The 26019-nt window shown below is 71.8% G+C and carries 24 protein-coding genes; 12 read left to right on the top strand and 12 right to left on the bottom strand.

Annotated features, from left to right (window positions below):
• Positions 1–235 precede the first annotated feature (235 nt).
• The 3 genes from ACVV2G_RS09210 to ACVV2G_RS09200 all read right to left on the bottom strand — a co-directional run bounded on the left by ACVV2G_RS09210 (position 236) and on the right by ACVV2G_RS09200 (position 4346).
• Positions 236–733: a hemerythrin domain-containing protein gene (locus ACVV2G_RS09210; protein WP_453842116.1), complete on the bottom strand. Its 498-nt coding sequence runs from the start codon at positions 731–733 to the stop codon at positions 236–238.
• Positions 734–993: 260 nt separating this feature from the next.
• Positions 994–3558 (bottom strand): FtsX-like permease family protein, encoded by a 2565-nt coding sequence (locus ACVV2G_RS09205; protein ID WP_453842115.1) that lies wholly within the window; start codon positions 3556–3558, stop codon positions 994–996.
• Positions 3558–4346: an ABC transporter ATP-binding protein gene (locus ACVV2G_RS09200; RefSeq protein ID WP_453842114.1), complete on the bottom strand. Its 789-nt coding sequence runs from the start codon at positions 4344–4346 to the stop codon at positions 3558–3560. The genes ACVV2G_RS09205 and ACVV2G_RS09200 overlap by 1 nt, the downstream gene beginning before the upstream one ends.
• A 272-nt stretch (positions 4347–4618) precedes the next feature.
• On the opposite strand from ACVV2G_RS09200, the gene ACVV2G_RS09195 reads away from it, so the two are divergent.
• The 5 genes from ACVV2G_RS09195 (at position 4619) to ACVV2G_RS09175 (ending at position 8939) form a co-directional block, all read left to right on the top strand.
• A complete protein-coding gene (locus tag ACVV2G_RS09195; protein WP_453842113.1) occupies positions 4619–5923 on the top strand; it encodes a sensor histidine kinase in 1305 nt (434 codons plus the stop codon).
• Positions 5895–6563, top strand: a complete 669-nt coding sequence (locus tag ACVV2G_RS09190) for a response regulator (RefSeq protein ID WP_453842112.1) — start codon at positions 5895–5897, stop codon at positions 6561–6563. Before ACVV2G_RS09195 ends, ACVV2G_RS09190 begins: the two co-directional genes overlap by 29 nt.
• A gap of 94 nt (positions 6564–6657) precedes the next feature.
• Positions 6658–6894, top strand: coding sequence for a cupin domain-containing protein (locus ACVV2G_RS09185; protein WP_453842119.1), 237 nt, complete (start codon positions 6658–6660; stop codon positions 6892–6894).
• Between the two features lie 424 nt (positions 6895–7318).
• A complete protein-coding gene (locus ACVV2G_RS09180; protein WP_453842111.1) occupies positions 7319–8308 on the top strand; it encodes a YihY/virulence factor BrkB family protein in 990 nt (329 codons plus the stop codon).
• Between the two features lie 61 nt (positions 8309–8369).
• The gene (locus ACVV2G_RS09175) at positions 8370–8939 is read left to right on the top strand and encodes a phosphatase PAP2 family protein (RefSeq protein WP_453842110.1); all 570 of its coding nucleotides are present in this window, start codon (positions 8370–8372) and stop codon (positions 8937–8939) included.
• Positions 8940–9062: 123 nt separating this feature from the next.
• On the opposite strand, the gene ACVV2G_RS09170 is transcribed toward ACVV2G_RS09175, so the two are convergent.
• A complete protein-coding gene (locus tag ACVV2G_RS09170; protein WP_453842109.1) occupies positions 9063–9380 on the bottom strand; it encodes an STAS domain-containing protein in 318 nt (105 codons plus the stop codon).
• A 216-nt stretch (positions 9381–9596) separates the two neighbouring features.
• Here ACVV2G_RS09170 and ACVV2G_RS09165 point away from each other — a divergent pair, with 216 nt between their 5' ends.
• Both ACVV2G_RS09165 and ACVV2G_RS09160 read left to right on the top strand, forming a co-directional pair.
• Positions 9597–10076: an ATP-binding protein gene (locus ACVV2G_RS09165; RefSeq protein WP_453842108.1), complete on the top strand. Its 480-nt coding sequence runs from the start codon at positions 9597–9599 to the stop codon at positions 10074–10076.
• Between the two features lie 107 nt (positions 10077–10183).
• Positions 10184–10459, top strand: a complete 276-nt coding sequence (locus ACVV2G_RS09160) for a hypothetical protein (protein ID WP_453842107.1) — start codon at positions 10184–10186, stop codon at positions 10457–10459.
• Between the two features lie 152 nt (positions 10460–10611).
• Here the strand turns inward: ACVV2G_RS09160 and ACVV2G_RS09155 are convergent, their stop codons facing one another.
• Together ACVV2G_RS09155 and ACVV2G_RS09150 are read right to left on the bottom strand one after the other, a co-directional pair.
• Positions 10612–11493: a potassium channel family protein gene (locus ACVV2G_RS09155; RefSeq protein WP_453842106.1), complete on the bottom strand. Its 882-nt coding sequence runs from the start codon at positions 11491–11493 to the stop codon at positions 10612–10614.
• Between the two features lie 407 nt (positions 11494–11900).
• The gene (locus tag ACVV2G_RS09150; RefSeq protein WP_453842105.1) at positions 11901–12680 is read right to left on the bottom strand and encodes an inositol monophosphatase family protein; all 780 of its coding nucleotides are present in this window, start codon (positions 12678–12680) and stop codon (positions 11901–11903) included.
• A 55-nt stretch (positions 12681–12735) separates the two neighbouring features.
• Here ACVV2G_RS09150 and ACVV2G_RS09145 point away from each other — a divergent pair, with 55 nt between their 5' ends.
• Positions 12736–13635, top strand: a complete 900-nt coding sequence (locus tag ACVV2G_RS09145; RefSeq protein ID WP_453842104.1) for a LysR family transcriptional regulator — start codon at positions 12736–12738, stop codon at positions 13633–13635.
• Positions 13636–13645: 10 nt separating this feature from the next.
• Here the strand turns inward: ACVV2G_RS09145 and ACVV2G_RS09140 are convergent, their stop codons facing one another.
• Entirely contained in the window at positions 13646–14254 is a 609-nt protein-coding gene (locus tag ACVV2G_RS09140; RefSeq protein WP_453842103.1) for an NAD(P)-dependent oxidoreductase, read from the bottom strand.
• 294 nt (positions 14255–14548) lie between these two features.
• Between ACVV2G_RS09140 and ACVV2G_RS09135 the strand changes: the two genes are divergently transcribed.
• Positions 14549–15037, top strand: a complete 489-nt coding sequence (locus ACVV2G_RS09135) for a GNAT family N-acetyltransferase (RefSeq protein ID WP_453842102.1) — start codon at positions 14549–14551, stop codon at positions 15035–15037.
• Between the two features lie 154 nt (positions 15038–15191).
• Here the strand turns inward: ACVV2G_RS09135 and ACVV2G_RS09130 are convergent, their stop codons facing one another.
• The 3 genes from ACVV2G_RS09130 to ACVV2G_RS09120 form a co-directional block, all read right to left on the bottom strand.
• Positions 15192–16640 carry an alanine/glycine:cation symporter family protein gene (locus ACVV2G_RS09130; protein WP_453842101.1) on the bottom strand — a complete coding sequence of 483 codons (1449 nt, stop codon included), beginning with the start codon at positions 16638–16640 and terminating at the stop codon, positions 15192–15194.
• A 416-nt stretch (positions 16641–17056) separates the two neighbouring features.
• The gene (locus tag ACVV2G_RS09125) at positions 17057–17704 is read right to left on the bottom strand and encodes a hypothetical protein (RefSeq protein ID WP_453842100.1); all 648 of its coding nucleotides are present in this window, start codon (positions 17702–17704) and stop codon (positions 17057–17059) included.
• Between the two features lie 500 nt (positions 17705–18204).
• On the bottom strand, positions 18205–19890 hold the full coding sequence (locus tag ACVV2G_RS09120) for a ribonuclease J (RefSeq protein WP_453842099.1): 1686 nt from the start codon (positions 19888–19890) through the stop codon (positions 18205–18207).
• A gap of 574 nt (positions 19891–20464) precedes the next feature.
• On the opposite strand from ACVV2G_RS09120, the gene ACVV2G_RS09115 reads away from it, so the two are divergent.
• Positions 20465–21736 (top strand): PP2C family protein-serine/threonine phosphatase, encoded by a 1272-nt coding sequence (locus tag ACVV2G_RS09115; protein ID WP_453842098.1) that lies wholly within the window; start codon positions 20465–20467, stop codon positions 21734–21736.
• Between the two features lie 227 nt (positions 21737–21963).
• Here the strand turns inward: ACVV2G_RS09115 and ACVV2G_RS09110 are convergent, their stop codons facing one another.
• Entirely contained in the window at positions 21964–23103 is a 1140-nt protein-coding gene (locus ACVV2G_RS09110) for a PucR family transcriptional regulator (protein WP_453842097.1), read from the bottom strand.
• Positions 23104–23189: 86 nt separating this feature from the next.
• Between ACVV2G_RS09110 and ACVV2G_RS09105 the strand changes: the two genes are divergently transcribed.
• Positions 23190–24245 carry a ferredoxin reductase gene (locus tag ACVV2G_RS09105; protein WP_453842096.1) on the top strand — a complete coding sequence of 352 codons (1056 nt, stop codon included), beginning with the start codon at positions 23190–23192 and terminating at the stop codon, positions 24243–24245.
• Positions 24246–24252: 7 nt separating this feature from the next.
• On the top strand, positions 24253–25386 hold the full coding sequence (locus ACVV2G_RS09100) for a fatty acid desaturase family protein (protein ID WP_453842095.1): 1134 nt from the start codon (positions 24253–24255) through the stop codon (positions 25384–25386).
• A gap of 14 nt (positions 25387–25400) precedes the next feature.
• Here ACVV2G_RS09100 and ACVV2G_RS09095 read toward each other — a convergent pair whose 3' ends face one another.
• Positions 25401–25967 (bottom strand): alpha/beta hydrolase, encoded by a 567-nt coding sequence (locus tag ACVV2G_RS09095; protein ID WP_453842094.1) that lies wholly within the window; start codon positions 25965–25967, stop codon positions 25401–25403.
• Between the last annotated feature and the right edge of the window lie 52 nt (positions 25968–26019).

Raw genomic sequence — 26019 nt, 5'->3', positions numbered from 1 at the left:
GTGGGTGTGAGGAAGGGAGGGAACGGGGGGGGGGTGCCCTGCTGGCGCTCTGGTGTCCCACCGCCCATCGTCCCCGTCCCCGTCCCCGAGGACCCGGCATCGGCTTCACCCAGGAGGCCGGAACCGGCCGAGGCGTCCCGCAACGACCTCGGCCGCACGCGTCTCCGCAACGACCCCGGCCGCACGCGTCCCCGGAACCGCCCCGGACGTACGCGTCACCGCGGGCCGCGTACGGTCAGTCGCCGGCGGCGGCCACCAGTTCGCGCACGTTCTCGACCCTGCCGCATCCGGAGTCCAGATAGGCCGCGCGCGCCTCACGGAACGCCCGGCCCAGTTCGGCGCGGCGCTCGTCGCTGACGTTCTCCCGGGCGTCGTTGAGGAGGGTCCGCTCCTCCTCGTCCGCGTGATGGTTGACCGCCGTGACGAGTTCCTCGAGTTTCTCCCCCCACTCCTCGGACGCCGTGTCTTCCACCTGGAGCAGGGCGAGCAGCGCCTCGTTGGCCTCATGGTGCTCGTGGACGCCGTGGTCGACGTCGTCGCCGTCCACGTTCTTGTAGCGGCGCAGGGCCGGGTAGACCTTGTCCTCCTCCGCCGAGGCGTGTGCGACGAGGAGGTTCGCGAACTCCGCGAGAGCGGCGGCACGGTCGGCCTCGACGTTGCGCATCGTACGGAACAGGTCTTCCATACGGCGGTGGTCCTTCAGAATGAGCTCGACGACGTCCGTGGATGACACAGTGGCTGTCCTTGTCTCGGGGCGATGGTCCGCTCTCGCCCGTACCCGCTTTCCCACAGGTGAGACGTGCCGCTTGCGGCCCTCCGAAGAGGAGCGGTCCCCGCCCGGCCCGCTGAGGGCCGGAGGGGGGGGAGAGCCTGCCGCCGTGCCGGTCTGCGCATCGCGCTCCGGGTACGTCCCCCGGCGAGCAGGTCGAACCCGTCCGAGGGGGCGGGCGGGTCACCGCCGGGCGGGTGACGCAGGCGGTCGGCGCTCGTGGATCACTCCTTCATGCCCACGGCGTCCACCGGACGGGCGCGGAGCGCGACCCGGGCGGGCAGCATCGCTCCGGCCACCGCCAGTAGCCCCGTGACCGCGATGATCGTGAGCCAGCCCAGCACCGGCACCGTCGGCAGGGGCCCGCCGGTCAGTGCCAGAGCGATCAGGACGAGGGGCGGGACGGCCAGCAGGGTGCCGAGGAGGCCGCCGACGGCGGCCACGGTGAAGCTCTCCCGGCGCATCATCGCCAGCACCTGCGACCGGCCGGCACCGGTCAGGCGCAGCAGCGCGAACTCGCGGCGGCGGGTGACGGTGTTCATCGCCTGGGTGTTGACGACGGTGAGCGTCGTGTAGGCCATGACGAGGCCGACCACCACGTAGTTCACCCACGCCGTCGCCCGCTGCTCCTCGACCTGCTCGTCGGCGGCCAGCGCTTCGCCGAGCACGCTGCCCGGGTAGTCGTTCGCCAGGGCGGACAGCGCGGGGGCGACGTCGGCGCCGGACGCCGACCGGACCAGCACCGACCGGTCGACGCGTGCGGTGGTGTGGGACAGGAGCAGGTCGTGGTCGAAGGTCAGGTCGGCGAAGCCGAGTCCGCGGTCGTACACGGCGATCACCTCGCCGGTGAAGGGAGCGCCGTCCCCGAGGTGGAGGTGGGCCCGGTCGCCGACGCCGACCCCGAGCCAGGAGGCCGCCGTGGTGCTGAGCGCGACCGTGCCCGGAGCCAGGGCGGACAGGTCCCCCTCCCGTGTGTCCAAGTCGACGGTGGCGGTCAGGGCCGAGGGTTCGAGGCCCTGGGCGGTCAGGGAGACGGTCTCCTGCGTGCCCAGGAGCGAACCCACGCCGATGGCCTTGGACCGGACCACGCCGGTGGCGGCCGTCACCCCGGGCAGTTCGGCGGCCCGGTGCGCGAGGTCGGGGGAGACGCCGCCGGGGGCGGTGAGCACGTGGCCGGCGACCGTGCCGGAGCGGATGTCGTCCGCGGCGCGCTCCAGCTGGGTGGTCTGGGTGAAGACGACGGTCGCGGCGAAGGACACCGCCAGCAGGAGCGGGGTGATGGCGGCGGCCGTCCGGGCGGCATGGGCGCGGGAGTTGGCCGCCGCGAGCCGGCCGGTGACACCCGTGCGGTCCAGTACGGGGGCGAGGACGGCCAGGGCGGCGCGGGTGATCAGCGGGCCGAGGACCGCGGCGGCGATGACGAGGAGCAGGACCAGGGAGTTGGCCAGGCCGACCAGGGTGAGGAAGTCGGTGCGGTGACCGAGGCCGAGACCGAGCACGGAGACGGCCAGGGCGAGCAGGACCCCGCCGGTGGCCAGGCGCCCGCGGCCGAGACGCGCGGGTTCGACGGACGCCTCGCGCAGGGCCTCCGTGGGGCGGACGCGGGCCGCCCGCCGGGCGGCGAAGAGGGCTGCGGCCACGGCGGTCAGGACGGTGGCGGCCACGGCCGCGAGGAACGGCAGCGGGCCGACGACCGGCCGGAAGTCCGGCGGTACCAGACCACGCCCGGCGAACTGCCCGCTCAGCCAGTGGACGACACCGGCACCGAGGGGACAGCCGAGCACCCCGGCGACCAGACCGGCCGTGGCCGACTCGGCCGTGATCATGAGGCGGAGCTGCCCGGGAGTGGTGCCGACGGCGCGCAGCAGGGCCATCTCGCGGTGCCGGTGGCGGACGGCGAGGGACGTGGTGGCGCACAGCACGAACACGGCCACGAGCAGGACGTTCCCGCCGATGGCGGTGGACAGCTCCACGAGGTTGGCCGCGCCGACGACGATGTCGGTGAACTCCGCCTCACCACGTCCGTCACCCGTGTACACGGCCGCGTGATGTCCGGCCAGCACGTGTTCGACATCGGACGCCACCGCCGAGAGGGAGGCGCCGGACACGGTGAACACCCCGAAGGCGACGAGGGGCGCGTCGGGCGCGAGGCGCTGCAGCCCGGCGCCGGAGACGTACAGCACCGACTGCCGGGGCGCACGGCCGTCGTCGAGGGAGACCAGGCCGGCCACCTCGAAGGTGAGCGGGGTGGACGACGTCATCAGCCGGACGGTGTCTCCGGTCCGCAGCCCCGCGCGGGCGGCGAGGTCGGTGTCCAGAACGGCTTGGCGGGCATCCTGGGGGCTGTGCCCCTCGGTGAGGCGAAAGCCGCCCAGGACGTGACTGGACCAGGTGTGCGCCTGCGGCACGGCACCGTTGGCGCCGGTCACCGCCCGGTCCCCGGCCGGCAGCCGGACCGCTGCCGCACGGTCGGGCACCACGGAGGCGACGCCCTCCACCGCGGCGAGGTCGCGGGTCAGGGAGCCGTCGAGTCCCGCCTGTTCGGTCAGGGGCTGGGAGCTGCGGTAGTCGGAGCCGTCGGCGGACTTCACGTCCAGGTCGAGGGAGTGCCGGCCCGCGACGATCAGTGGGGCCCTGTCGTAGCGCTCGGGCGGCAGCGCGGAGCGCAGCCCGGATTCGAGGAGTACGCCGCAGGCGCTGATCACGGCCGCGCCCAGCAGGAGCGCGGCGAACGTGGCGGCGAAGGCACCGCGCCGGGCGCGCAGGGTCGCGAGGGCGAGGCGCAGCATCAGCGGGTCCTCCGCAACTCGGTCATGACGCCCTTGACCTGGGCGGCGGTGGGCGCGTCGACACGGCGGACCACGCGTCCGGCGGCCAGGAAGACGACCTGGTCGGCGTGTTGGGCGGCGACCGGGTCGTGCGTGACCATCACCACGGTCTGGTGCAGATCGGTCGCCGCCTTCCGGAGCAGCCCGAGCACGTCCTCGGCCGTGTCCGGGTCGAGAGCGCCGGTCGGCTCGTCCGCGAAGATCACCTCGGGGCGGGTGATGAGCGCGCGGGCGATGGCGACCCGCTGCTGCTGCCCTCCGGAGAGCTGCGAGGGGCGCCGGCCGAGCAGACCGGTGACCCCCACCGAGGCCGTGACGTCGTGGACCGCGCCGTGGGCCGTGCCCGCCCCGGCGAGCCGCAGCGGCAGGGTGATGTTCTGCTCGACGGTGAGGGAGGGCAGCAGGTTGAACGCCTGGAAGACGAACCCGATACGGGTCCGGCGGAACCGGGTGAGCTGCTTCTCGTCCAGCTCACCGAGGTCCTGCCCGCCCAGCTGGACGGTCCCGGACGTGGGCCGGTCGAGTCCGGCGGCGCAGTGCAGGAAGGTGCTCTTCCCCGAGCCGGAGGGGCCCATGACGGCGGTGAAGCTGCCGGCGGTGATCCCGGTGCTCACCTGGTCGAGGGCGACGACCGCGGAGGGACCGCGGCCGTACTCCTTGGTCACCTGAGTCAGCCGTACGGCGCTGCGTGACGGGTCGATGCCGATGGGGCCGCCGGGGGGCTGGTTGCGGCCGCGTGTTCCGAGCATGGTCGAACTCCGGGTTCGGTGGGGAGGGGGGTGCCTTCAGTACACCGGCCGTCGCCGCCCGAAAGCTCCGTCTCCACGTCGAACCGGACGGTCGGCCCCGCGGATGAGACGGCCGGAGGCTTCCCTCGTCCGGAGGAGGGCTCGCGGCGTCCGCGGGGGCCTCGGCCACGCGTCTCCTCCGCGAGGAGGGGGGCCGGAAGGACGAAGGACGGCCGCGCGACCGGGACCTGGGGAGGTCGGGCGCCGATGAGCGGCCCCCTTACCGTTGAGGCATGAGAGAGCCAGGGTCCTTCGCGGGCCGCCAGGTGCCCGCCGCGGTGACGGACACGACCCTCGCCGTCCTCGCGGCGGCGGCGTGTCTGGCACTTCCGGAAGCGATCCCGCCCGGCGCACATCCCCTGCGGTCGCCGGACCACTGGTGGCTCGTCCTGGTGCTGCTGTCGAGCCTCCCCCTCGCCGTGCACCGCAAGGCGCCCCTGGCGAGTCTGCTGGTGATGGCCGCGGCGTCCGGGACGCTGCAGCACCTGTCCTACATCCCCCAGCTCGCCGGGCCGGACGGCACGTCGATCGGACCCACCTACCTGGCCGTGTCGACCGCCGTGTTCCTCACGGCCGTACGCCGCGGTCCGTGGGTGACGACCTTCGTGGCCGCCGCGTTCATCCCCCTGAGCGCGACGGCGGAGGCGTTCCTCGCGCCGGCCGGGCACCGGCTCGCCGCGCTGCTGGCCGATGCCGTACTGCTGCTCGCGGCCTGGGCGCTCGGCCGGCTCTCCCGGGCGCGGACGGCCGTCCGGGACGAGGCCATGCAGCGCGCCGCCGCCCTGGAACGCGAACAGGCCGCCAACGCACGGGCGGCGGTGATGGAGGAACGCGCACGGATCGCCCGTGAGCTGCACGACATCGTCGCGCACAACGTGAGCCTCATGGTCGTGCAGACCATCGCGGCCGACCGCGTCCAGGACCGCTCTCCCGACAAGGCGCACGAACTGCACGCCACCGTCGAACAGACGGGCCGGGACACCGTCACCGAACTGCGCCGGCTGCTGGACGTCCTGCGCACCGACGAGGACGACGGGAGCGCGCCGTCGAACGAGCCTCCCCAGCCGACCGTCGAAGCGCTGCCCGCGCTCGTCGAGGCGGTACGCGCCACCGGACTCGACGTCGACCACCAGGTGTCGGGCACGCCCGTACCGCTGCCCGCGGGCTACCACCTGACGGTGTACCGCGTCGTGCAGGAGGCGCTGACCAACACGGTCAAGCACGCGGGCGCGACCCGCACCCGCGTGCGCCTGTTGTGGGGGGAGGAACCGGACCGGCTGCACGTACGCGTCTGCGACGACGGACCGGCCGGTGCCGCCGCGGCCACGGCACGCCCCCCGATGACCGCCGACGGCTGCGGCCATGGTCTGCTGGGCATGCGGGAGCGGGTCGCCGCGACGGGCGGCACCCTGCACACCGGTCCGCGGCCCGGCGGCGGATACTGCGTACACGCCGTCCTTCAGCTGCCCGACCACGACGGCATCGCGAGCACCGGAGGAACTGCACACCATGCGGCCCATCAGCGTTCTGCTGGCTGACGACCAGCCGATGATCCGGACCGGCTTCCGCTACATCCTGGAGGCGGAGCCGGACATCGAGGTCGTGGGCGAGGCCGCCGACGGCCACCAGGCCGTCGAGGAGACCCGGCGGCTCGCCCCGGACGTCGTCCTCATGGACATCCGCATGCCGCGGATGGACGGCGTCGAGGCCACCCGCCTGATCGCCGAGAGCGGGCTGCCCGGCCGGGTCATCATCCTGACCACCTTCGACCTCGACCAGCACGTGGTCGACGCCCTGCGGGCGGGGGCCAGCAGCTTCCTCGTCAAGGACGGCCCGGCAGACTCCCTGGTCGCCGCCATCCGTACGGTGGCCGCGGGCGAGTCCGTCCTCGCGCCCCGCGTCACCCGGCGCCTGCTGGAACGGTTCGCGCAGATGCCCTCCGAGGGAGCACCCCCCGTCCCGCCGCGCCTGGACGCGCTGACCGGACGCGAGGTGGACGTACTGCGCACCCTGGCCCGCGGGCTTTCCAACGCGGAGATCGCCGCCGAACTGGGGATCGGCGAGACGACGGTGAAGACCCACGTCGCTCACATCCTGGAGAAGTTCCACCTGCGCGACCGGGTGCAGGCGGTGATCCTCGCCTACGACTCGGGCCTGGTGGCCCCCCGCAGCCGCTGAGCGCCCCGGGCCACGGCCGGCGACCGTGCCCCTGGTCAGGCACGAACCGGCGCACAGCGGGCGCGTCCCGGCGTCCACGCACGGATGTCGGTACGTGGCGCCCCCGCGACGGCGGAACGTCGCGCGCCCCTTCGGGGGCGCTCACGTCGTCCGCGTCCGGCGGCGCCACGTGGTCCTGACGGCCGGGGAGGCCACGGAGCTCGACACACGGCTGCCCCACGCGTTCGGCAACGCGGGTGAGCAGCCCGTCGAGTTCCTGAGTCTCTTCGGCGCCCAGGGCGAGCGGATGCGCGTCGTCACGGAGTGGGACGAAGCGCCCGGAGACGCCTGACGGCGGCCTCGCGCCGGGCCGGCGGGGGACGCGACCCCGGCGCGGAGGCCGCGTACGGCCCCGGCAGAAAGGCGCGTACGGCTCCGGCGCGGAAGGCGCGTACGGCCCCGGCGCGCACGCCGCATACGACCTGCCGCCCGGCACGCCGACCGGCCCCGGAGCGCGGCGTACGCGGCGCAGGTCCGGCCGGTCCGCGACAGGGCGGTACCGCGCACCCGGCGGCCCGCGGGGCCCCGGGCCGCCGGAGCCGGACGGTGCGGACCAGCCCGGGGCGTCGGGACCCGGCGCCGTGACTGCTCTATCAGGGCGACAGCGCGGTGCTGCGAGCCTTCGCTCGCCGCGTTCGCGGTCCCGTGGTCCTAGCGTCGGTGGCTGCAGTGGTGCCCCGCCGAACGGCGACGGGGCGGAGTACGACGGAGGAGTCATGGCGCGATCCGAACAACCACCCGGCCGCCCGGCCGGCGACGGTGGCTCCGAGTCGGCGAAAGGGCCGGGGGACCTGCCCAAACGATCGTGGAGCAGTGTGCTCAAACGGACGGTCGGGGAGTTCAGGGCCGACGCGCTGACCGACTGGGCGGCGGCCCTGACGTACTACGGAATCCTGGCGCTCTTCCCCGCCGCGCTCGCCCTGCTGTCCATCGTGGGTCTCATCGGCGAAGCGGCGATCCAGCCGCTGATCGACAACGTCGCCGGTCTCGCTCCCGGGGCGGTGGGCGACATCCTGACCGCCATGCTCGGACAACTGGGCGGCGGCCAGGGGAAGGCCGGCATCGCTCTCGTCCTCGGTCTCGTCCTCGCCCTGTGGTCCGCCTCCGGGTACGTGGCGGCCTTCATGCGCGCCGCCAACAACGTGTACGACATCGGCGAGGGCAGGCCGGTGTGGAAGACGCTGCCGACGCGGCTGGGCATCACCGTCGCCGTGATCGTCCTGCTGGCCCTGACCGCGGTCGGTGTCGTCGTCTCCGGAAGCCTGGCCAGGAAGGCGGGGGACGTCCTGGGGCTGGGCAGCACCGTCGTCACCGTGTGGAACATCGCCAAATGGCCGGTGATGGTCCTGCTGGTCAGCGTAGCCATCGCGCTGCTCTACTGGGCCGCGCCGAACATCAGGCGCCGCTTCCGCTGGGTCAGCCCGGGCAGCCTGATCGCCGTCCTCATCTGGATCGTCGCATCGGCGGCCTTCGCCTTCTACGTGGCGAACTTCGGCAGCTACAGCAAGACTTACGGCACGTTCGCCGGCATCATCATCTTCCTGGTGTGGCTCTGGATCACGAACATCGCCATCCTGCTCGGCCTGGAGTTCAACGCCGAGTCGGAGCGGCAGCGGGCGATCGAGGACGGCCACCCGCCCGCTGACGAGCCCTACGCCGAGCCACGGGACACCCGCAAACTGCCGCCCGAGGACAAAACGGGATGATGTGTCGGCAGAGTCCTCCAGGCGGGGATGCCGCCGTACGCGTTCCGGATTGATTCGACGTGTGCGGGTCACTTACCTGGTCATGAACGTGGAAGCGAAGTTGCGCCGGGCGGAGCGGTCTCCCGTGCGGCAGGTGGCCGGGTGGAGCTCCGAGTGGGTGCGCGGGTGCGCGCCGGTGGTGGGGGCAGCGGCGGAGCGGACCAAGCTGTGGTGGGGAGCGGCACTGGTCATGGCGGCGGCGGGCGGGGTGCGGGGCAAGCGTGCCGCGCTGTCGGGGCTGGCCGCGATGGCGGTGTCCGAGGTGGTGTCGAACGCGGTGGTCAAGCAGCTGTGGGAGCGGCGGCGTCCGCCCGAGGAGTGGATACCGCACGACGACGTCGAAGACCGCCCCGACTCGTCGTCGTTCCCGTCCGGGCACACCGCGGCCGCGTGCGGATTCACCGGTGCGGTGGCGCTGGTGTGGCCGGCGGCCGGTGTGGCGTGCGCGCTGCCGGCCGCGGCGGTGGCGGTGGAGCGGGTGCACTCGGGAGCGCACTATCCCAGCGACGTCGCCGCCGGCGCCGTCCTCGGCGGCGTCGGTGCGTGGGCGGTGCACCGGCTGCCGTACCTGCTGCGCAAGGCGATCCTGTGAACGGAGTGTGCGGCCGGGCCCGCCGTCAGCGCTCCGCGGACCGCCACCGGCTCTCCAACACCCCAGAGGGTGGCCGGGCCGCGCGCTGCCCGGGCGCGCACGGCAGCGAGGAGGGCGGCGCCGTCAGGGAACGAGTGCCTGGCGCAGGCTGGGGCGGCAGTCGATGAGCTGGTCCACGCCGACGAGGCGCAGGACGCGCAGCACGGTGTCGGTGGGCCCGGCCAGGCGGAGCCAGCCGCCGGCTGCGGCGACGTCCTGGTGGGCGGCGATGAGGACGTTGAGGCCGCTGGAGTCCATGAAGGTGACCTGACGCATGTCGATCACGATGCGAGGCCGGACGGTGCCGGTGACGTCCAGGTCCCGCCGGAACCGGCCCACGGTGTGATGGTCGACTTCTCCGGCCAGGGTCAGCACCCGGACGCCTTCGGTGGCAGTGGTCACGACCGACAGTCCACCCGGCTGTTCGATTGCTCCGCTGTCCGTCGTTCTCTCCTCCGCCATGTCCGCGATACTTGCACACCGACGCCCCGCTGTGCAGGGCCGCCCTCACGGCGCGGCTGATTCCCGTGAGCAGGAGGCCGTCGGAAGGGACGGGGTGTACGACCCGCGGGAGCGGGTATGCGCCGGGGCATGAACGGGGTAGCGAAGGTGGCCGGTATGGATTCTGGGCCTCTGGGCGGGGACGGCATCGCGCCGTTCGTACAGTCCATACAGAGCACGGTGGCCCTGGACGGTGACAAGTCGGATATCTCCCGGGCCCGCCGCCGGGCGGCGGCCTTTCTGACCCGGGTGCAGGCCGAGCACGGCCTGCCGGTCTCCCAGCGAGCGATGGACCTGACCCAGCTGGTGGTCAGCGAGCTGGTCACCAACGCCGTCAAGTACGCGCCGGGCCCGGCGCTGCTGGATCTGCGGATCGCCGGTGACACGGTCGAAGTCGTGGTGTGGGACGCGAACTCGGACCTGCCGGTGGCCCGGGCTGCCGATGCGGACCGGGTGGGGCAGCACGGGCTGGAGATCGTGATGGCCGTGGCCCAGAGCTTCGAGGCCCACAGGGAGCCGGTCGGCAAACGCATCACCGTCCGCGTCGCCCTGCTCGATGACCCCGGCGGCGCTCTCACCGGCCGCACTCCTCAGTAGGCCCGTGCGCGGTGCGGCCGGCAAGCGCATCGGTTCGTATAATCGCCGGGCGCTGCGGAGGGGGTCATGTGGACGGGGTACTGAAGCGACGGCCGCTTCTGAGGAGAATGGTGATCGCGGCCCTCGGCCTGATGGTGCTCGCCGCTTCGAGCCGGCTTCTGGGCGAAGTGGTCGGTGCCGCCCACCCGCAGGGGCCCGTCTGGGACGTGGGAGGTGCGGGGCCCTGGGTGGCTTCGTACGCGCGCGCCGTCGCCGCCGGGTCCTGGACGGCGGCGCGTGCCTGCCTGATGCTGGCCGCCCTGATCCTGGTGCTGGATGTCGTCTCGCTGGTGGTGGACGCGATGCGCAGGGTCATCCGGCGGCCGGGCCGCCCGGTGTCCTGAGGCGTTCGCGGAGGGACGTGCCGGTCGCAGCCGCTCGTTGCCGGACACGTCACCCACGAACGGCGCCCACTCGCTCCGGAGCCGCTCGCCCCCCGGCTCCCACACCCCGGGGGCGCTCCTCACCCGGCACGCTCACGCGTGGCGGCGCAGCACTACCGGGCCCGGACCGGGAGGCGGTCGTGGTCGCGTGCGTAGGCGGCGAAGATCTGCTCGGGATCGCCCTGGGTCCGCAGGAACTGCCGTCCGAGTATCGTTGCGAGGCTCTCCAGCGCATGGGCCAGCATGGCGGCGCTCATGCGGACGTCGTCTCTCCGCGACTGCCGGCCCTCGGCGGCGAGGTCCATGGCGTAGCTGATCATCGCAGGCAGGGAGGGGCTGTCGTCGTCGTCCTGGAAGTAGTACGTCTCGGCGTGCTGGTTCAGGTCGACGCGGACTTGGCCGACCTGGACCGCCAGGTCCTCCAGCACCGTCGCGGTGAACGCCGCGTCCACCGGGCCCGTGGTCTCCCGTGCGGTGCGCAGCGACGCGAGGCGCAGGGCGAGGACACGCCTGCGAGCCAGGGCCGGATAGGTCTGTCCCACCCATGAGACCGCCGCGGTCAGAAGGGCGAACCCGATCAGGGCCTGGACGGGGACGGCGATGCGGAGCCAGGCATCGGTCGGAACGATGTCGCCGAAGCCGAGGGTGGTGAGACTGACGAGCGACAGGTAGAGCGCGTCGAGCAGGTCCGCGCGCTGGTCCGGCCGGAGGCCGGGACCGAAGGAGAAGCCCTCGGGCAGGTGGGCCCAGTAGATGAGCGTCCAGCCGGCCACGACCATCGATGTCCAGGCCAGGATCACCGCGACCATCGCGGCCGGCCCCACGACGGAGGTGAGCCGTCCCCGCCTGCCGACGCGCCGGGACACGCGCCACGATCCGTGCAGCACCAGGGCGCTCAGACTGCCGCGTGCGGTGGGATGCCACAGGGTGTGGAACACGTCGCGCAGCGCGGCCAGCACGAGACCTGCGCCCGCTGCGGAGGTGAACCAGTTCATATACGTACTCCTACGTCGCTCACTGTGCCTGTCGGGCCGGCGCACGAGGCCAAGCCCTGCTCGACCGCCTCGGCCAAGCGGTCCGGACGCTCGTCACACGATCGGCTCGGGCCGAGCGGTTCCGGGCGCCGGTGTGCGGGGCTCTTTGCCGGCCGCTTCGACGGACTCGTACTCGGCCGGAAGCCGAAGCCTCGTGGAAGCGGTTCCCCCAGCGCGCGTACCCCGCGCCCGCGACGTCACCGCCACGGGATCTTCCCTCCGGGCGCGACCCCGGTGAGCCACCGGGGCGGTCGTCGCTGAGAGGACCGCCCACGGAGCGCCACGGGGCGTGGCCTCCCGTGGCCGGACGCAGTGGGACAGCAGTGGGAACCACGGCGGGTGACGAGGAGGGCGGCTCCGGACGTGCCTCAGGCGGTGAGGACCTCCAGCGCGGCGGCGTGCACACCCGGCGCGGCGGCGAGGTAGCTCTCGACGGCCAGGTCCCAGGGTGCGCCCCCGAGGTCGGTCACGACGCCCCCGGCCTCCTGGACCAGCAGCACCCCCGCCGCGTGGGACCGGACGTTGTCGAACTGCCAGTGCGCGTCCATCCGGCCCGCGGCGACCTGGGCGAGCTGGTGGGTCACCGGTACGGAGACCCGCACGTGGAGGGCGGAGTCCGTCATCGCCGCGAAGGCAGAGCCCATCCGCTTCGCGAGCGCGGGATCGTGGTCCGGCTTGGCCTGCCCGGTCCCGGTCAGCGCGCCGTCCAGCGACGTCTTGTCCGAGACCCGCAGCCGTACGCCGTTGAGGAACGCCCCACCGTCCTCGGTGGCGGTGAACATCTCGTCGGAGACCGGGAAGTGGACCACCGCCAGCACCGGGCGGCCGTCACGGACGAGGCTCACGCCGATGTTCCAGTCGGGCATGCCGTGCACGGCGTTGACGTTGCCACCGACCGGGTCGACGAGCCACCACTCGCCCGTGGCCAGCGGTCCCGACCCGTGTTCGTCATTGAGCCAGCCCGCGCTCGGCAGGGCCTCGGACAGCGCCGGGCGCAACGTGTCGACGACGGCCGCGTCATTGGCCTGGAGGCTGGCGAGCAGTTCGGGGAGCCCGGGCGGACGGGACTCGGTGGAGTAGCGGGTCATCATGCGGGCACCGGCGCGGCGGACGGCGTCGACGGTGGCGGCAAGCGGTTCCTGGCTCATGGGATGCTCCTGAAGTTGAACGAGGTGGATTGACGCAGTGTGAGGATTTACTTCTATGCAACTGGACTTGAATCTTCTGACCGTGCTGGACGCCCTGCTCGAAGAGGGCAGCGTGATGGGCGCCGCCGAGCGGCTGCACCTGTCCTCGCCCGCGGTCAGCCGCACCCTCGGCCGGCTTCGCGCCGTCACCGGGGACGACATCCTGGTGCGCACCGGTCACTCGATGACCCCGACCCCGTACGCGCTGTCGGTGCGGGAGGACGTGCACCGGCTGGTGAGGCAGGCCCACGAAGTGCTGTCACCGGTCCGTGAGCTGGACCTGGACGGACTGGAGCGGACCTTCACGATCCAGTGTCACGACGCGGCGGCCGCGTCACTGGTGCCGGTGCTGTTCGAGAGGGTCCGGCGGCGGGCTTCCGGGGTGCGGCTGAGGGTGCTGGCGGAGCACTCCGTCGACACCGACGACCTGCGCCACGGCCGTGTCGATCTGGAACTCGGTGGCGGCATGCCGAGTCTGCCCGAGTTCCGGTCCGAGCCCCTTGGCGAGGACCGGCTCGTCGTGGCGATGCGCGCGGACCACCCTTGTGCCACCGGACTCGACCTGGCCGCCTATGCGGCGCAGCCGCATGTGGTGATCTCCCGGCGGGGCCGCCTCACCGCACCGATCGACGACGTGCTGGCCGCCGAAGGCCTGCGGCGCCAGGTGGTCGCGGCGGTGGCGACGGTGTCCACCGCCCTGCAGATCGCTGCCCGCGGCGACGCCCTGGTCACCTGCACGGCGCTTCTCGGCCGCCCGCTGATCGAGGCGTTCGGGCTCCTCGCCCGGCCGCTTCCGCTCGACTTCCCGGCGGTGACGATCAACTGCAACTGGCACCAGCGCTACGACTCCGATCCTGCCCACGCCTGGCTCCGCGAGCAGGTCCGGGCGTCGATCGACGAGATCACCGCCTGCTGACCCCGGGCGCCTACTCCGCCAGCGGCAGGGCCACGGCGCCGGGGAAACGGGGCGACTCGGCTTCGTCGAGCATCGCCGCGGCGACGGTGTCCCGGCTGACCTTCGCACCGAGGTCGAAGGGCGGTGCGGCCTCCAGGCCGACCGTGCGCCGGCGAGGGCTCTCCGGCCCGTCGGCGAGCATCCCGGCGTGGAAGACGGTGCCCCCGGCCGCGAGAACGGTCCGGTCGGCTTCGACCTTGTCCGCGAGCCGGTCGCCCAGCACCTTGGCGAGGACACCCGCGCCCTCTCCCGCGACCCGGGCCGACTCGCCCGTGCCGTAGGCACCGAGCCAGATGATGCGCCGGGGGCCGGCGGCGGCGACGGCGAGGGCGCCGGTCAGGAGTGTTCCGGCCCGGTCCGTGCCGAGCGCGGAAAGGACCACGGAATCCCCGTCCACGGCGGCGGCGATACTGGCCGCGTCGTTCACGTCGCCCGCCACTTCGCGCAGGTTGGGGGAGGGGGGCAGGTCGATTCGCTCGGGATGGCGCGCGATGGCGGTCACGGTGTGACCCCGTCGCAGTGCCTGTCGGGTGAGGGCGATGCCGGTCCGGCCGGAGGCCGCGAGAACAGTGAGGTTCATGCCGAGAACGTTAGGGAGCGGGCAACTTAACATCAAGTGCAAGTATCTGACTTGGCGAGTTACTCAAGCGCAATCGCCCCGGCGGAAGGGTGAGCGCGTCACACGGACCGCGTGCCGGCCGGCAGTCCGCGGTGGCTCCACATGGCCCGCTCACCCGCGACGAGCCGGCCGAAGCAGGGACACCCGACGCCTTCGACGTCGATCCGACAGCGCATCAGGTCGGGGTCGTGGTCGGCGTGCGCTGACTCACCGCCCGCCGCACGACGGCACGCCGCTGTGCGACATACTCCCCCGGTGAGTTCACGCACTTCCCCGATCAGCCGGCCGATCACGATACGGAGGGCCGGTGAGCGGGATGCCAGACGGCTCACGCGGCTCGTGCGGGGCTCGGGCGCCTACGCGGGGGAGTACGCAGCCGCAGTCGCGGGCTACCGGGTCGGGCCCGACTACATCGAGGCCCACCGCGTCTTCGTGGCCGTCGACGCCGACGAGCACGGAGGCCGGGTCCTCGGGTTCTACTCGCTCGTCCTCGCTCCACCGGAGCTCGACCTGCTGTTCGTCGCCGACGACGCGCAGGGCCGGGGTATCGGACGGCTGCTCGTCGCGCACATGCAGTCCGAGGCCCGCGCCGCCGGGCTCGACCGTGTCAAGGTCGTGTCGCATCGCCCCGCCGAGGGCTTCTACCACCGCGCAGGTGCCGTGCGGACCGGGACCGCGCTCGCGAACCCGCCCGCCGTACCGTGGGACCGCCCCGAATTCGAGTTCGTAGTGGGTGCGGAATGAGGCGGTGGGCCGGTTCGCAGGGCACCCGGCTTCGCCCGCACGGTGGCCCCGGCCGCAGTCCTGACGCCCCAGTCCGGCCCCGTGACGCCCGAGGGCGGCATCCTTACACGATGCCGCCCTTCGACGTGTACGGCCCTTGCCGGGGCCGTTCGTGTCAGAGTGAGCCGGCCGGGGCCCGATCCTTCGGGGCGGAGCCCTCGTCCGACGCGCCCCAGCATTCCACCTCGCCGCGCAGGTCCGGCACCTGGTCCTTGCGGAAGACCGGGTCGAGGCCCCGGCTGCGCTGGTCCATGTAGTCGTCGAGGAGGCGGAAGGCGACCGCGCCGAGGGGGATGATCGCGATCAGGTTGACCAGGACCATCGCGCCCATCGTGACGTCCGCCAGACTCCAGACCAGCGGGACCGAGCCGATCGCGCCGAGGACGGCGCAGGCGATGACCACTGCGCGGTACGAGCTCATCACGCTCTTGCTGCGGGTGATGAACTGGATGTTGGACTCGCCGTAGTAGTAGTTACCGATCATGGAGCTGAAGGCGACCATGAAGACCACCAGGGTCAGCAGGTGCCCCGCCCACTCGCCGAGCGCGCTGGTGAAGGCGGCCTGCGTGACGTCCGCGCCGCCGCGCTCACCGAGGGTCGGGTTGGCGGACAGGATCACGAAGGCGGTCATGGTGCAGATGACCAGGGTGTCGAAGTAGACGCCGAGGGTCTGGACGAGGCCCTGCTTGACCGGGTGCGTGGTCTCCGCGGCCGCGGCGGCGTTCGGGGCGGAACCCATGCCCGCCTCGTTGGAGAACATGCCGCGCCGCACGCCCTGCAGGATCGCTGTACCCACGGCGCCACCCGCGACCTCGCGGAACCCGAAGGCCCCGCCGATGATGTCGCCGAGCATGCCCGGCACGCTGCCGAGGTTGAGAAGCACGATGACCAGGCCGACCAGCAGGTAGAGCCCGGCCATCACCGGGATGATGACCTTGGTGACGGCCGTCAGGCGCTTCACGCCGAAGAACACCGCGAGTGCGAGCAGCACGGCGAGCACGACGCCGAGGACGGGGCTGAACCAGGAGGCGTCCGAGCCGAAGGACCCCTTCGTGGCCACCGTGATGGTGTTGGACTGCACCGCGGTCAGCACGAACCCGAACGTCAGCGTGATCAGAACGGCGAAGACCACCCCGAGCCAGCGCATTCCGAGCGCCTTCTGCATGTAGTAGGCCGGGCCACCCCGGTACGTACCGGGCTCGGTGTCGCGCACCTTGTACAACTGGGCCAGGACCGACTCGACGAACGCCGAGGCACCGCCGACCAGGGCCATCATCCACATCCAGAAGACGGCTCCGGGGCCGCCCATGGTGATCGCGGTGGCCACGCCGGCGATGTTGCCGGTGCCGATCCGCGCGGCGGCGGAGATGGTGAAGGCGCCGAAGGGGCTGACCCCGGACTGCGGCTTGTCCTTGAAGACCTGGAACATCTCCGGGATCAGGCGGATCTGCACGCCCTTGGAGCGCAACGTGAACCAGACGCCGGCGACGGCGACCAGCGGAATCAGCAGATAAGTCCAGAAGACGTCGTTGAGGTCGACGACCCAGGCTTCCAACGTGCTCATGCGAGTGCTTCCCGGTTCCTCGTGAGTCGGGGAATCGGCCCGGTTTCTGCGCCCGCGTCCAGGTCGTGTACGGAGCAGATGGCCGGGCCGGGTGGAGCGGAGGCAAACGCTCCGCAAACCCCAGGACTCTAGGCTGACGTCGCCGTCCCTGCCTATGGTTCTGATAAGTGCTCTATCTCACATGAATCCGGCCAAGTGAGAAGCCGTCGGCCGAAACCGCCGGCAGAGCCGGTCGCCGACGCCTGCTCCGCAGTCGTTCCCGAGGCGGCGCGCCCCGCACATCCGGCGCCCGGCCGCGGGGGAGGCCGCGTACCGCCGAGGCACCGCCCGCCCGCGGGGGAACGCGCTGAAGGCACCACACGGATCGTGGTGCCTTCAGCGCGCCTACGGCAGGCGTGAGGTGTGACTGACCGGGGTCAGGCGTTGACGAGGAGCCTTCCGCCGAGGCCACTGCACTGGTTCGCGCTGCCCGTGGTGGCGCGGAACCCGGGCGGGACGGGCGAGGTGGGGCACACGTACAGGCCGGCACGGGCGAGCTTGTGGTACCAGGAGCCGATGCCCCCGCACCCGTACTTGTCCCAGGCGGTCACGACGTACCCGGCCACGATCGGAGAACCCCCGCAGGTCCAGATGCCGTCGCTGGCGAGCTTGTGGTACCAGGAGCCGATGCCGCCGCACCCGTACTTGTCATGGCCGGTGATGACGTACCCGGGCACGATCGGGGACCCCGAGCAGGTCCAGATCCCGTCGCGGACAAGCTGGTGGTACCAGGAGCCGATGCCGCTGCAACCGTATGCGTTGTGGCCGGTGATGACGTACCCGGCCACGATCGGGGAGCCCGAGCAGGTCCAGATCTTGTCGTGGGCGGGTTCCTGGTACCAGAGACCCCTGCCGTTGCAGCCGGTGCGGTCGAGCGAGGTGATGACGTACCCGGGGGGAACCGGTTCCCCGTCGCAGGACCATCCGCCTGCCGCGGCCTGCAGGGGCGCGGTTTCGGCGGCACTCGCCGTGGTGACGGACGTGCCGGTGAGGACGGCCGCGAGCATCGCGACCGTTCCTGCCATCGCGGCGAACCTGGTCCGCAGGACCGCCGTCGCCGTACGCGTTCTGAGTCGTAAGTGACTGTTCACTTCACACCCGTTCTGGACAGGCTCGCGTGCCCGGCCTCGGCGGCCGAGAGCACCTGGCAGTGAAACAGGAGGGACTCTACTGGGCTCCGGTGACAGGCAGTGCTGCTGTGGGGAAACGTGCGGCCACGGTTGTCCGAAAGCAGATGTCCAACCGGTCGGTTCCATGCCGAGCCGGTCGATCAGGCCCTGGCGGTCATCGCCATGCGCGGGGTCGTGGATGTCGTTCGCACGCAGCCACGGTGTGCACATCTGCCGCCCGCCGCCCGGCCGGGCGGCGGTTCGGGCCTCTGATCAGCGTCTCCGACGGCCCCCTTCGGGCCCGGTGACATCCCCCAGGTCATCGCATCGTCATCCTTTCGACAGGGGGCGACAGTCGTGCCGGGCCCGAAGGCCGGCGGCCCTTGCACAGGCCGCCGAAGGAGACGACCAGGCGGTCAGGCGTCGATGATGACGGGGATGATGAGGGGCCGGCGGCGGTACGTCCGGAAGGCCCAGTTCGCCACGGCGCGGGCGATGAGCTGTTCCAGCTGATGTGCGTCGCCGACGCCTTCCCGGGCTGCGGTCGCCAAGGTCTTCTCGATGACGGGGACGACCGGTTCGAAGGTGGTGTCGTCGTGGACGAACCCGCGGGCCAGGAAGTCGGGTGTCTCGGCGAGGGCGCCGGTGTCGGCGTCGACGATCGCCACCACGGTGACCACGCCTTCCTCCGCGAGGGTGACCCGGTCCTTCAGGGACGCCTCGGTGGCCCCGCCGACCTCCATGCCGTCCACGTAGACGTTGCCCGCGGGCACCTTGCCGGTGATCGACGCACGCCCGTCCACGAGGTCGACGACCACGCCGTCTTCGGCGATGACCACCCGCTCGGGATCGACCCCCGTACGGATGGCGAGGTCGGCGTTGGCCCGCAGGTGGCGCCATTCGCCGTGCACCGGCATGACGTTGCGCGGCTTGACGATGTTGTAGCAGTACACGAGTTCACCGGCGCTGGCGTGCCCCGAGACGTGCACCTTGGCGTTGCCCTTGTGGACGACATGGGCGCCCCACCGGGTCAGCCCGTTGATCACCCGGTAGATGGCGTTCTCGTTGCCGGGGATCAGGGAACTGGCGAGCAGGACGGTGTCGCCCTTGCCGATGCGGATCATGTGGTCGCGGTTGGCCATCCGGGACAGAGCCGCCATCGGCTCGCCCTGGGATCCGGTGCACACGAGGGTGATCTTGTGGTCGGGAAGCTTCTCGAGTTCCCTGGTACTGACGACCAGTCCCTTGGGGACCTTCAGGTAGCCGAGGTCGCGGGCGATGCCCATGTTGCGGACCATGGAGCGGCCCACGAAGGCGACCTTGCGGCCGTGCTGGTGCGCGGCGTCCAGGACCTGCTGGATGCGATGCACATGGCTGGCGAAGCTGGAGACGATCACCCGGCGCGGTGCGGTACGCATGACCTGCTCGATCGCCGGGTTCAGCTCGCGCTCGGAGGTGGTGAAGCCGGGGACCTCGGCGTTGGTGGAGTCGGTCAGGAAGAGGTCGACGCCTTCCTCGCCGAGGCGGGCGAAGGCGCGCAGGTCGGTGATGCGGTCGTCCAGCGGGAACTGGTCCATCTTGAAGTCCCCGGTGTGCAGCACCATTCCGGCCTCCGTGCGGATGGCGACGGCGAGACTGTCCGGGATGGAGTGGTTGACCGCGACGAACTCGCAGTCGAAGGGGCCGAAACTCCGTCGGTCTCCCTCGCGGACCCGGACCGCGCGCGGTCTGATGCCGTGCTCTTTGAGCTTGGCCTCCAGGAACGCCAGGGTCAGCTTCGAGCCCACGACGGGGATGTCGGAGCGCTCCCGCAGCAGGTACGGCACGCCACCGATGTGGTCCTCGTGGCCGTGGGTGAGCACCACGGCGACGATGTCCGCCAGGCGGTCGCGGATCGAGGTGAAGTCCGGCAGGATCACGTCCACGCCGGGCTGGGTCTCTTCGGGGAACAGCACGCCGCAGTCGACGATGAGCAGCTTGCCGGCGTGCTCGAAGACGGTCATGTTGCGGCCGATCTCACCCAGACCGCCCAGGGCGACGACCCTCAGCCCTCCTTCGGACAGGGGAGGGGCGGCTTTCAGTTCAGGATGCGGATGACTCATGTTCTGACGTTACCGGAGAGGCTGCCGAGGTGATCCACTGGCTGCCCGACCAGCCGGTGGAACACGGTGCGGGGCTGCGCCGTCCAGCGGGTGGAACGACAGCGCGCGGTGGAGCGGACAGAGGGCGCCGCGGGTGAGCCGTCCGCCTCCAGGCGTACTGACGCCAGACGGGGGAACGGCCGGGAGGGACGCGGTGCCGGCGTGTGGGGCGCGGCCACCTGGCGGGGGCTTCGCGGGTGGCGTCGATCGCGCGGTGGGTACGGCGGTCGGCCGCGTCGGTGCCGATGGCCGGCCTGTCGAGGGTTCTCGCGCCGCTCGCTGCCGAGGTGATCGCCGCACAGCCCGGGCCGGCCCCGCCGGCGACCCTCGGGGGACGTGACGGTGCCGATGCCGTACTGTGCCCGTCCTCGTTCGAGCAACTTCCACCCGCCCGCCCGGGCCGCTGTGGTGCAATGGGGCTGCGGGTATCCGGCCCCAGTGCCGACCCCTTCCGCGTTCCGGACGGGGCCCGGAGGACCAGCCAGCGGCAGGGAGCCGGTGTGAGCGGCGGTAAGCCAGGCAGGGGCAGAGCCCGATGACCCCTCCTGCCGGAGTCGGGAAGAGCCTGGGCGGTGCGACGACTCTGGCAGGGGTGCTGGCGGCGGCGGAGGCGGCGGCACCCGTGGAGTCTCTCGACGTGGTCGCGCTCATGCTGAAGGAGCACCTCGGGGCTGCCTCGGTGTCGTTCCTGATCACCGACTTCACCGGTGGTTCGGTCGTACGGCTGGGGTCGGCGGGAAGCATCGAGACCGACGAGCCCGCCCGGCGCATCCCCCTGCGGGACACCCTGTACGACGACGTGATCCGCACCCAGCGGCCCGGGGTGGAGGAGATGGCCGAGGGCGGGCGGGTGCGCGTGGTCGCCCCGGTGACCAACCGCGGGGATGCCATCGGTCTCCTCGAACTGTTCCTGCCCGCGGCGCCGGACGCGGTGACGATGCGGGAGATCGGCGAGAGCGCGCACGCCCTGGCCTACATCGTCATCGCGAACCGGTCCTTCACCGATGTGTATCAGTGGGGCCGCCGTACCAGCCCGCTGAGCCTGGCGGCGGAGATCCAGCACCGCCTGCTGCCGTCGTCACTGGCGTGCGAGGCGGCGCAGTTCGCGGTCGCCGGGGCGCTGGAGCCCGCCGATCACGTCGGCGGCGACACCTTCGACTACACGATCGACCGGGACACGGTACAGCTCTCCGTCACCGACGCCGTGGGGCACGACGTCGCCGCCGCGCTCCTGGCCACCCTCGCCGTGGGCGCCCTGCGCCGGGCGCGCCGGGCCGGCGCCGGCCTCGTCGAACAGGCCCACCAGGCCGACCAGGCCATGCGCGATCACAGTCAGGGCTACGTCACCGGGCAGATACTGCGGATCAGCCTCGTCGACGGCGAGAGCGAGTTCATCAACGCCGGGCATCCCTGGCCGCTGGTGATGCGGGACGGACAGGTACGGCGCATCACCCCGGAGATCGATATGCCGTTCGGTTTCCAGGTGGCGCACACCTACCGGGTCCAGCGGCTGGACCTGCGGTCGGGTGACCGGCTGGTGATGCTCACGGACGGCATGCTGGAACGCAACGCCGGCAGCGTGGACCTGGACGATCTGATCGTCCGCACGCGCGCACTGCACCCCCGCGAAGCGGCCCGCACCCTCATCGCGGCGGTCGTCGACGCCAACGAGGGACACCTGGCAGACGACGCGACCGTCATGTGCCTGGACTGGCACGGCAACCGCGGAGCCGAGCGGGACGCCGACACAGGCGCCGACCTGGCCGACGCCTCCGCTCCCGCATCGAGGGAGACGGGCAGCTCCTGAGTGAGGAGCCGGACCGCTCGGCCAACGGTTCTCGCGGAGGAGGCGAAAGCGCTCAGCCACCGGCACCGGCAGTCGCCGCGGACCAGGTGACGGAACCGACGACGAACGGCCACAGCCCCCGTACTCGGCGGGCGTGTGCACGGTCGTCCTCAGCCTGCGAGGAACGGACGCGAGGGACGACGAGGCCCCACCAGGTGTCCGGCACCGCCTCGTCGCCGGAGTGCGCGTCAGCCGGCTCGAAGACCGACCGCCAGCGTCAGTTCGAGGACCCGTTGCGGCGATGCGAGATCCGGAAACAGCTCCCGCACCTGCGCCATCCGGTACCGGACCGTCTGGGGATGGACGAACAACGCCGCCGCCACCTCGTCCCGCCTGCCCTGGTGCAGCAGCCACGCCCGCAACGTCTCCTCCAGCCGCCGTGCGGTCGCGACGGGCAAGGTCCGCAACGGTGCCAGGGCTCGGGCGCGCAGGTCTGCGAGCGCGTCCCCGTCGGCGCTCAGCACCAGCTCGGGCAGGTGGTCCTCGGTGTCGCGAATGTCGGAGGAGAGGGAGCGTGCGCGCATGGCTCGTGCATACGAGGCCTGTGCACGCGTCCATGGCCGGGCCGGGCCGACCACGGCGGTGCGGTCGGTCAGCTGCCGCAGGAGATGTGATCGGTCGGCATCGGGGACGAGCAGTACACCGGTGGCGTCCGGCAGATCGTCGAGGACGAGGGTGCCCGGGTCGAGCGCGCGGTAGGCCGGCCGGGCCTGGGCGGCGGGCAGCAGGACCGCGGTCAGCGAAACCGGAGGCTGCCACCCGGCCCGTTGAACGGAGGCCAGCAGCACGTCCGGGCTCGCGCCCGCGAGGAGGTCGCGGGCCAGGTGTTCCAGGTGGCGCTCGTGGGCCCTGCCCCGGGCGGCCAGTTCGTCGGCGTGGCCCGCGGCGCTCGCGGCGGAGAGCTCGTCGATGTAGGCGAAGGTCAGCTCGGCGAACTTGGCGACCTCGGCGGCGGGCAGACCCGCGGGTACGGCACCCGCTGCCAGGCATCGCCAGGCCACGCGGGCGCCGACGCGGTAGGCACTGAGCAGGGCGTCCATCGAACGGCCGTCGCGCACCTCGCCGCGGCCGAGTTCGTAGGCTGCGTCACCGGCGTCGCCGCCCGTGGCGTTCCCGCTCGCGAGGTCCAGGTAGTGCCCCAGGGCGGTACGGACGGCTCGGCGGATGGTGGCGCCCATGTGGCCCGAAAGGGCGTTGGCGTAGGGAGGGACCTCGTCGATGATCGCCTGGACGACCTCGTCGGCGGTGGTCTTCAGCGCGGCCCGAAGCGCGGTGACCGTCGTCTCGTCCAGGGCCAGTTCGCTGGCCCTCCGGATTGCATGGCTCACGTTCTGTTCCCTGCGAACAATTCAGCCGATCAGATTTACGTCCTGCGGTCAGGACTTTACGCCCTGAGGCGCATCAAGCTGGAGTCATGACGAGTGCAGCCCTCCGCAGCAGGGCGTGGAAAGTACTGGAGATGGTCACGACGCCGCTGCTGCCGTCGGACTACCTCGACCTGGTCAGCCCGCTGCGTGCGGGCGCTGACCTGCGCGGGCGCATCGAGGCCGTGCACCCCGAGACGGGTGACGCCGCGACCATCGTGATCAGACCGGGGCGGGGTTGGCGCGGCCACACAGCCGGTCAGTACGTGCGGATCGGGGTCGATGTCGACGGGGTGCGCCTGTGGCGTGCCTACTCCATCACCTCGCCGACGAACCGCCAGGACGGCCGCGTTGCGATCACCGTGAAGGCGATCCCGGACGGCAAGGTCAGCAACCACCTGGTCCGCAGGGCGAAGCCGGGCACGCTGATCCAGCTCGACCAGCCGACCGGTGACTTCGTGCTGCCGCGGGCCAAGCCCGCCAAGGTGCTCTACCTCACGGCCGGCAGCGGCATCACGCCCGTGATGGGCATGCTGCGCGACAACGAGTTCGACGACGTCGTCATGGTCCACTGCGCGCCACAGCCGCAGGACGTGATCTTCCGCGACGAACTGCACGACCTGGTCGCGAACAAGAAGCTGCGGCTCACCGAGGTGCACACCGACACGGACGGCACACTCGACATCGCCCGTCTCGACGCCCTCGTGCCCGACTGGGCCGAGCGCGAGACCTGGGCCTGCGGGCCCGCGGGCCTGCTCGACGCCGCCGAAGAGCACTGGAGCGAGCACGGCGTACAGGAGCGCCTGCACACCGAACGCTTCCGCCCCAGCATCGTCGTCGCCGGCGACGGCGGCGAGGTCACGTTCAGCACCACCGGCACGACCGCCGACGCGGACGGCGCCACGCCGTTGCTGGACGTCGGCGAGGAGGCCGGCGTGCTCATGCCCTCCGGGTGCCGCATGGGCATCTGCTTCGGCTGCGTCACGCCGCTCAAGGCCGGCGCCGTCCGCGACCTGCGCACCGGCGAGATCACCGAGGCCGAGCCGGGCGTCCTCATCCAGACCTGTGTGTCCGCCGCGGCGGGCCCCTGTGACATCGAACGGTAGGAGCACCTTGACCGCCATCGACCCCACCGCCCACCTGACCGCGGAGCAGATCGAGGAGCTCGGCCGCGAGCTGGACGCGATCCGCGACGAGGTGATCGCCAGCCGTGGCGAGAAGGACGCCGCCTACATCCGTAAGGTCATCTCGGCGCAGCGCAAGCTCGAGCTGGTCAGCAGGGGCGTACTGCTGTTCTCGATCTTCCCGCCCGCGTGGCTGCTCGGCACCGCCGGTCTCTCCGTGGCGAAGATCATGGACAACATGGAGATCGGCCACAACGTCCTGCACGGCCAGTGGGACTGGATGCGAGACCCGAAGATCCACTCCACCACCTGGGAGTGGGACCACGTCTCGCCGTCCGAGCAGTGGAAGCACTCGCACAACGAGCTGCACCACACGTACACCAACGTGATCGGCAAGGACAACGACCTCGGCTACGGCATCATGCGCGTCGACGAGGACCAGCCGTGGCACCCGCTCCACCTCGGCCAGCCGCTGTGGAACTTCGTCAACGCCTGCTTCTTCGAGTACGGCATCGCGGCGTACGACCTGGAACTCGGCAAAAACCTGGACAAGCGCCGCCGCAAGAACCCGGAGTTCCGCGCGCGGGCCAAGGCCGTGGGCCGCAAGATCCGCAAGCAGGTGCTCAAGGACTACGTGGTCCACCCGCTGCTGTCGGGCCCGTCGTTCCTCCCCACGCTCGCCGCCACGTTCACCGCGAACCTGGTCCGCAACCTCTGGTCCCACTCGGTGATCATGTGCGGGCACTTCCCCGAGGGCGTGCAGGTCTTCGAGCGCCGGTCCATCAAGGGCGAGACGCGCGGCCAGTGGTACCTGCGCCAGATGATGGGCTCGGCGAACATCAGCGGCAGCAGGGCCATGCACTTCATGACCGGCAACCTGTCGCACCAGATCGAGCACCACCTGTTCCCGGACCTGCCGAGCAACCGGTACGCCGAGGTCGCGGTGAAGGTGCGCGCGCTGTTCGAGAAGTACGAGCTGGACTACGTCGCCGGGCCGCTGCCCAAGCAGGTGTTCTCCGCGTGGCACAAGGTCTTCCGGCTCTCGCTGCCGAACAAGACGCCGAAGGGCAGGACGCCCAAGGGCAGGACGCCGGACCGCGAGCAGGAGCTCGTCGCGGCCTGATCCCCGGTATCGGGTCAGACCTCTCGGCCGAACCCGGCGGCCCCGCCGGGTTCGGTGAGAACTGTCAGTGTCCGGCGCAGCCACTTCAGCCGGACGTCCCGGGCGTCGCGGGAGAGGGCGGCCCCGGGGGCGAGGAAGTCGAAACCGTGGAAACCGCCGGGAAACAGCTGCGGCTCCGCATCCCCGCCCGCGGCCCGGATACTCGACGCGCAGGCCACGATCTCGTCCCGGAACGTCTCGGCTGAGCCGGCCTCGAGGGAGGTGGGCGGCAGCCCGGACGGGTCCTCGGCGCGAGCGGGCGCGGCGTACACAGGCACGTCGGCAGTGTCCCGGAGCGAACCGAGCGCGTGTGTCCAGGCTGCTTCGTTGGTGCCGCGGTGCCGGCCGCCGAGGTCTGCGAGCTGCACGGCGGACACCGTGTCGTTGCGATCGTCGAGCAGGGGACAGACCAGCGTCCGCCCCACCGGACGCGGCTTCTTCCCCTCGCGCGGACGAAGGGCCAGGCCGGCAGCCAGAGCACCAGCGCCGCCGAACCCGACGACGAGAACACGTTCCGGATCGATTTCCGCCCGCTGGGGCATGGCCGGTGATCCATGCCATCCCGGCCAGACAGTCGTCGAGCGCCGCGGGGTA

It is taken from the genome of Streptomyces sp. JK94 (genome assembly GCF_053613315.1).
Note: the sequence above shows the minus strand (reverse complement) of the source record. Positions and strands in the feature narration are given on the sequence as shown.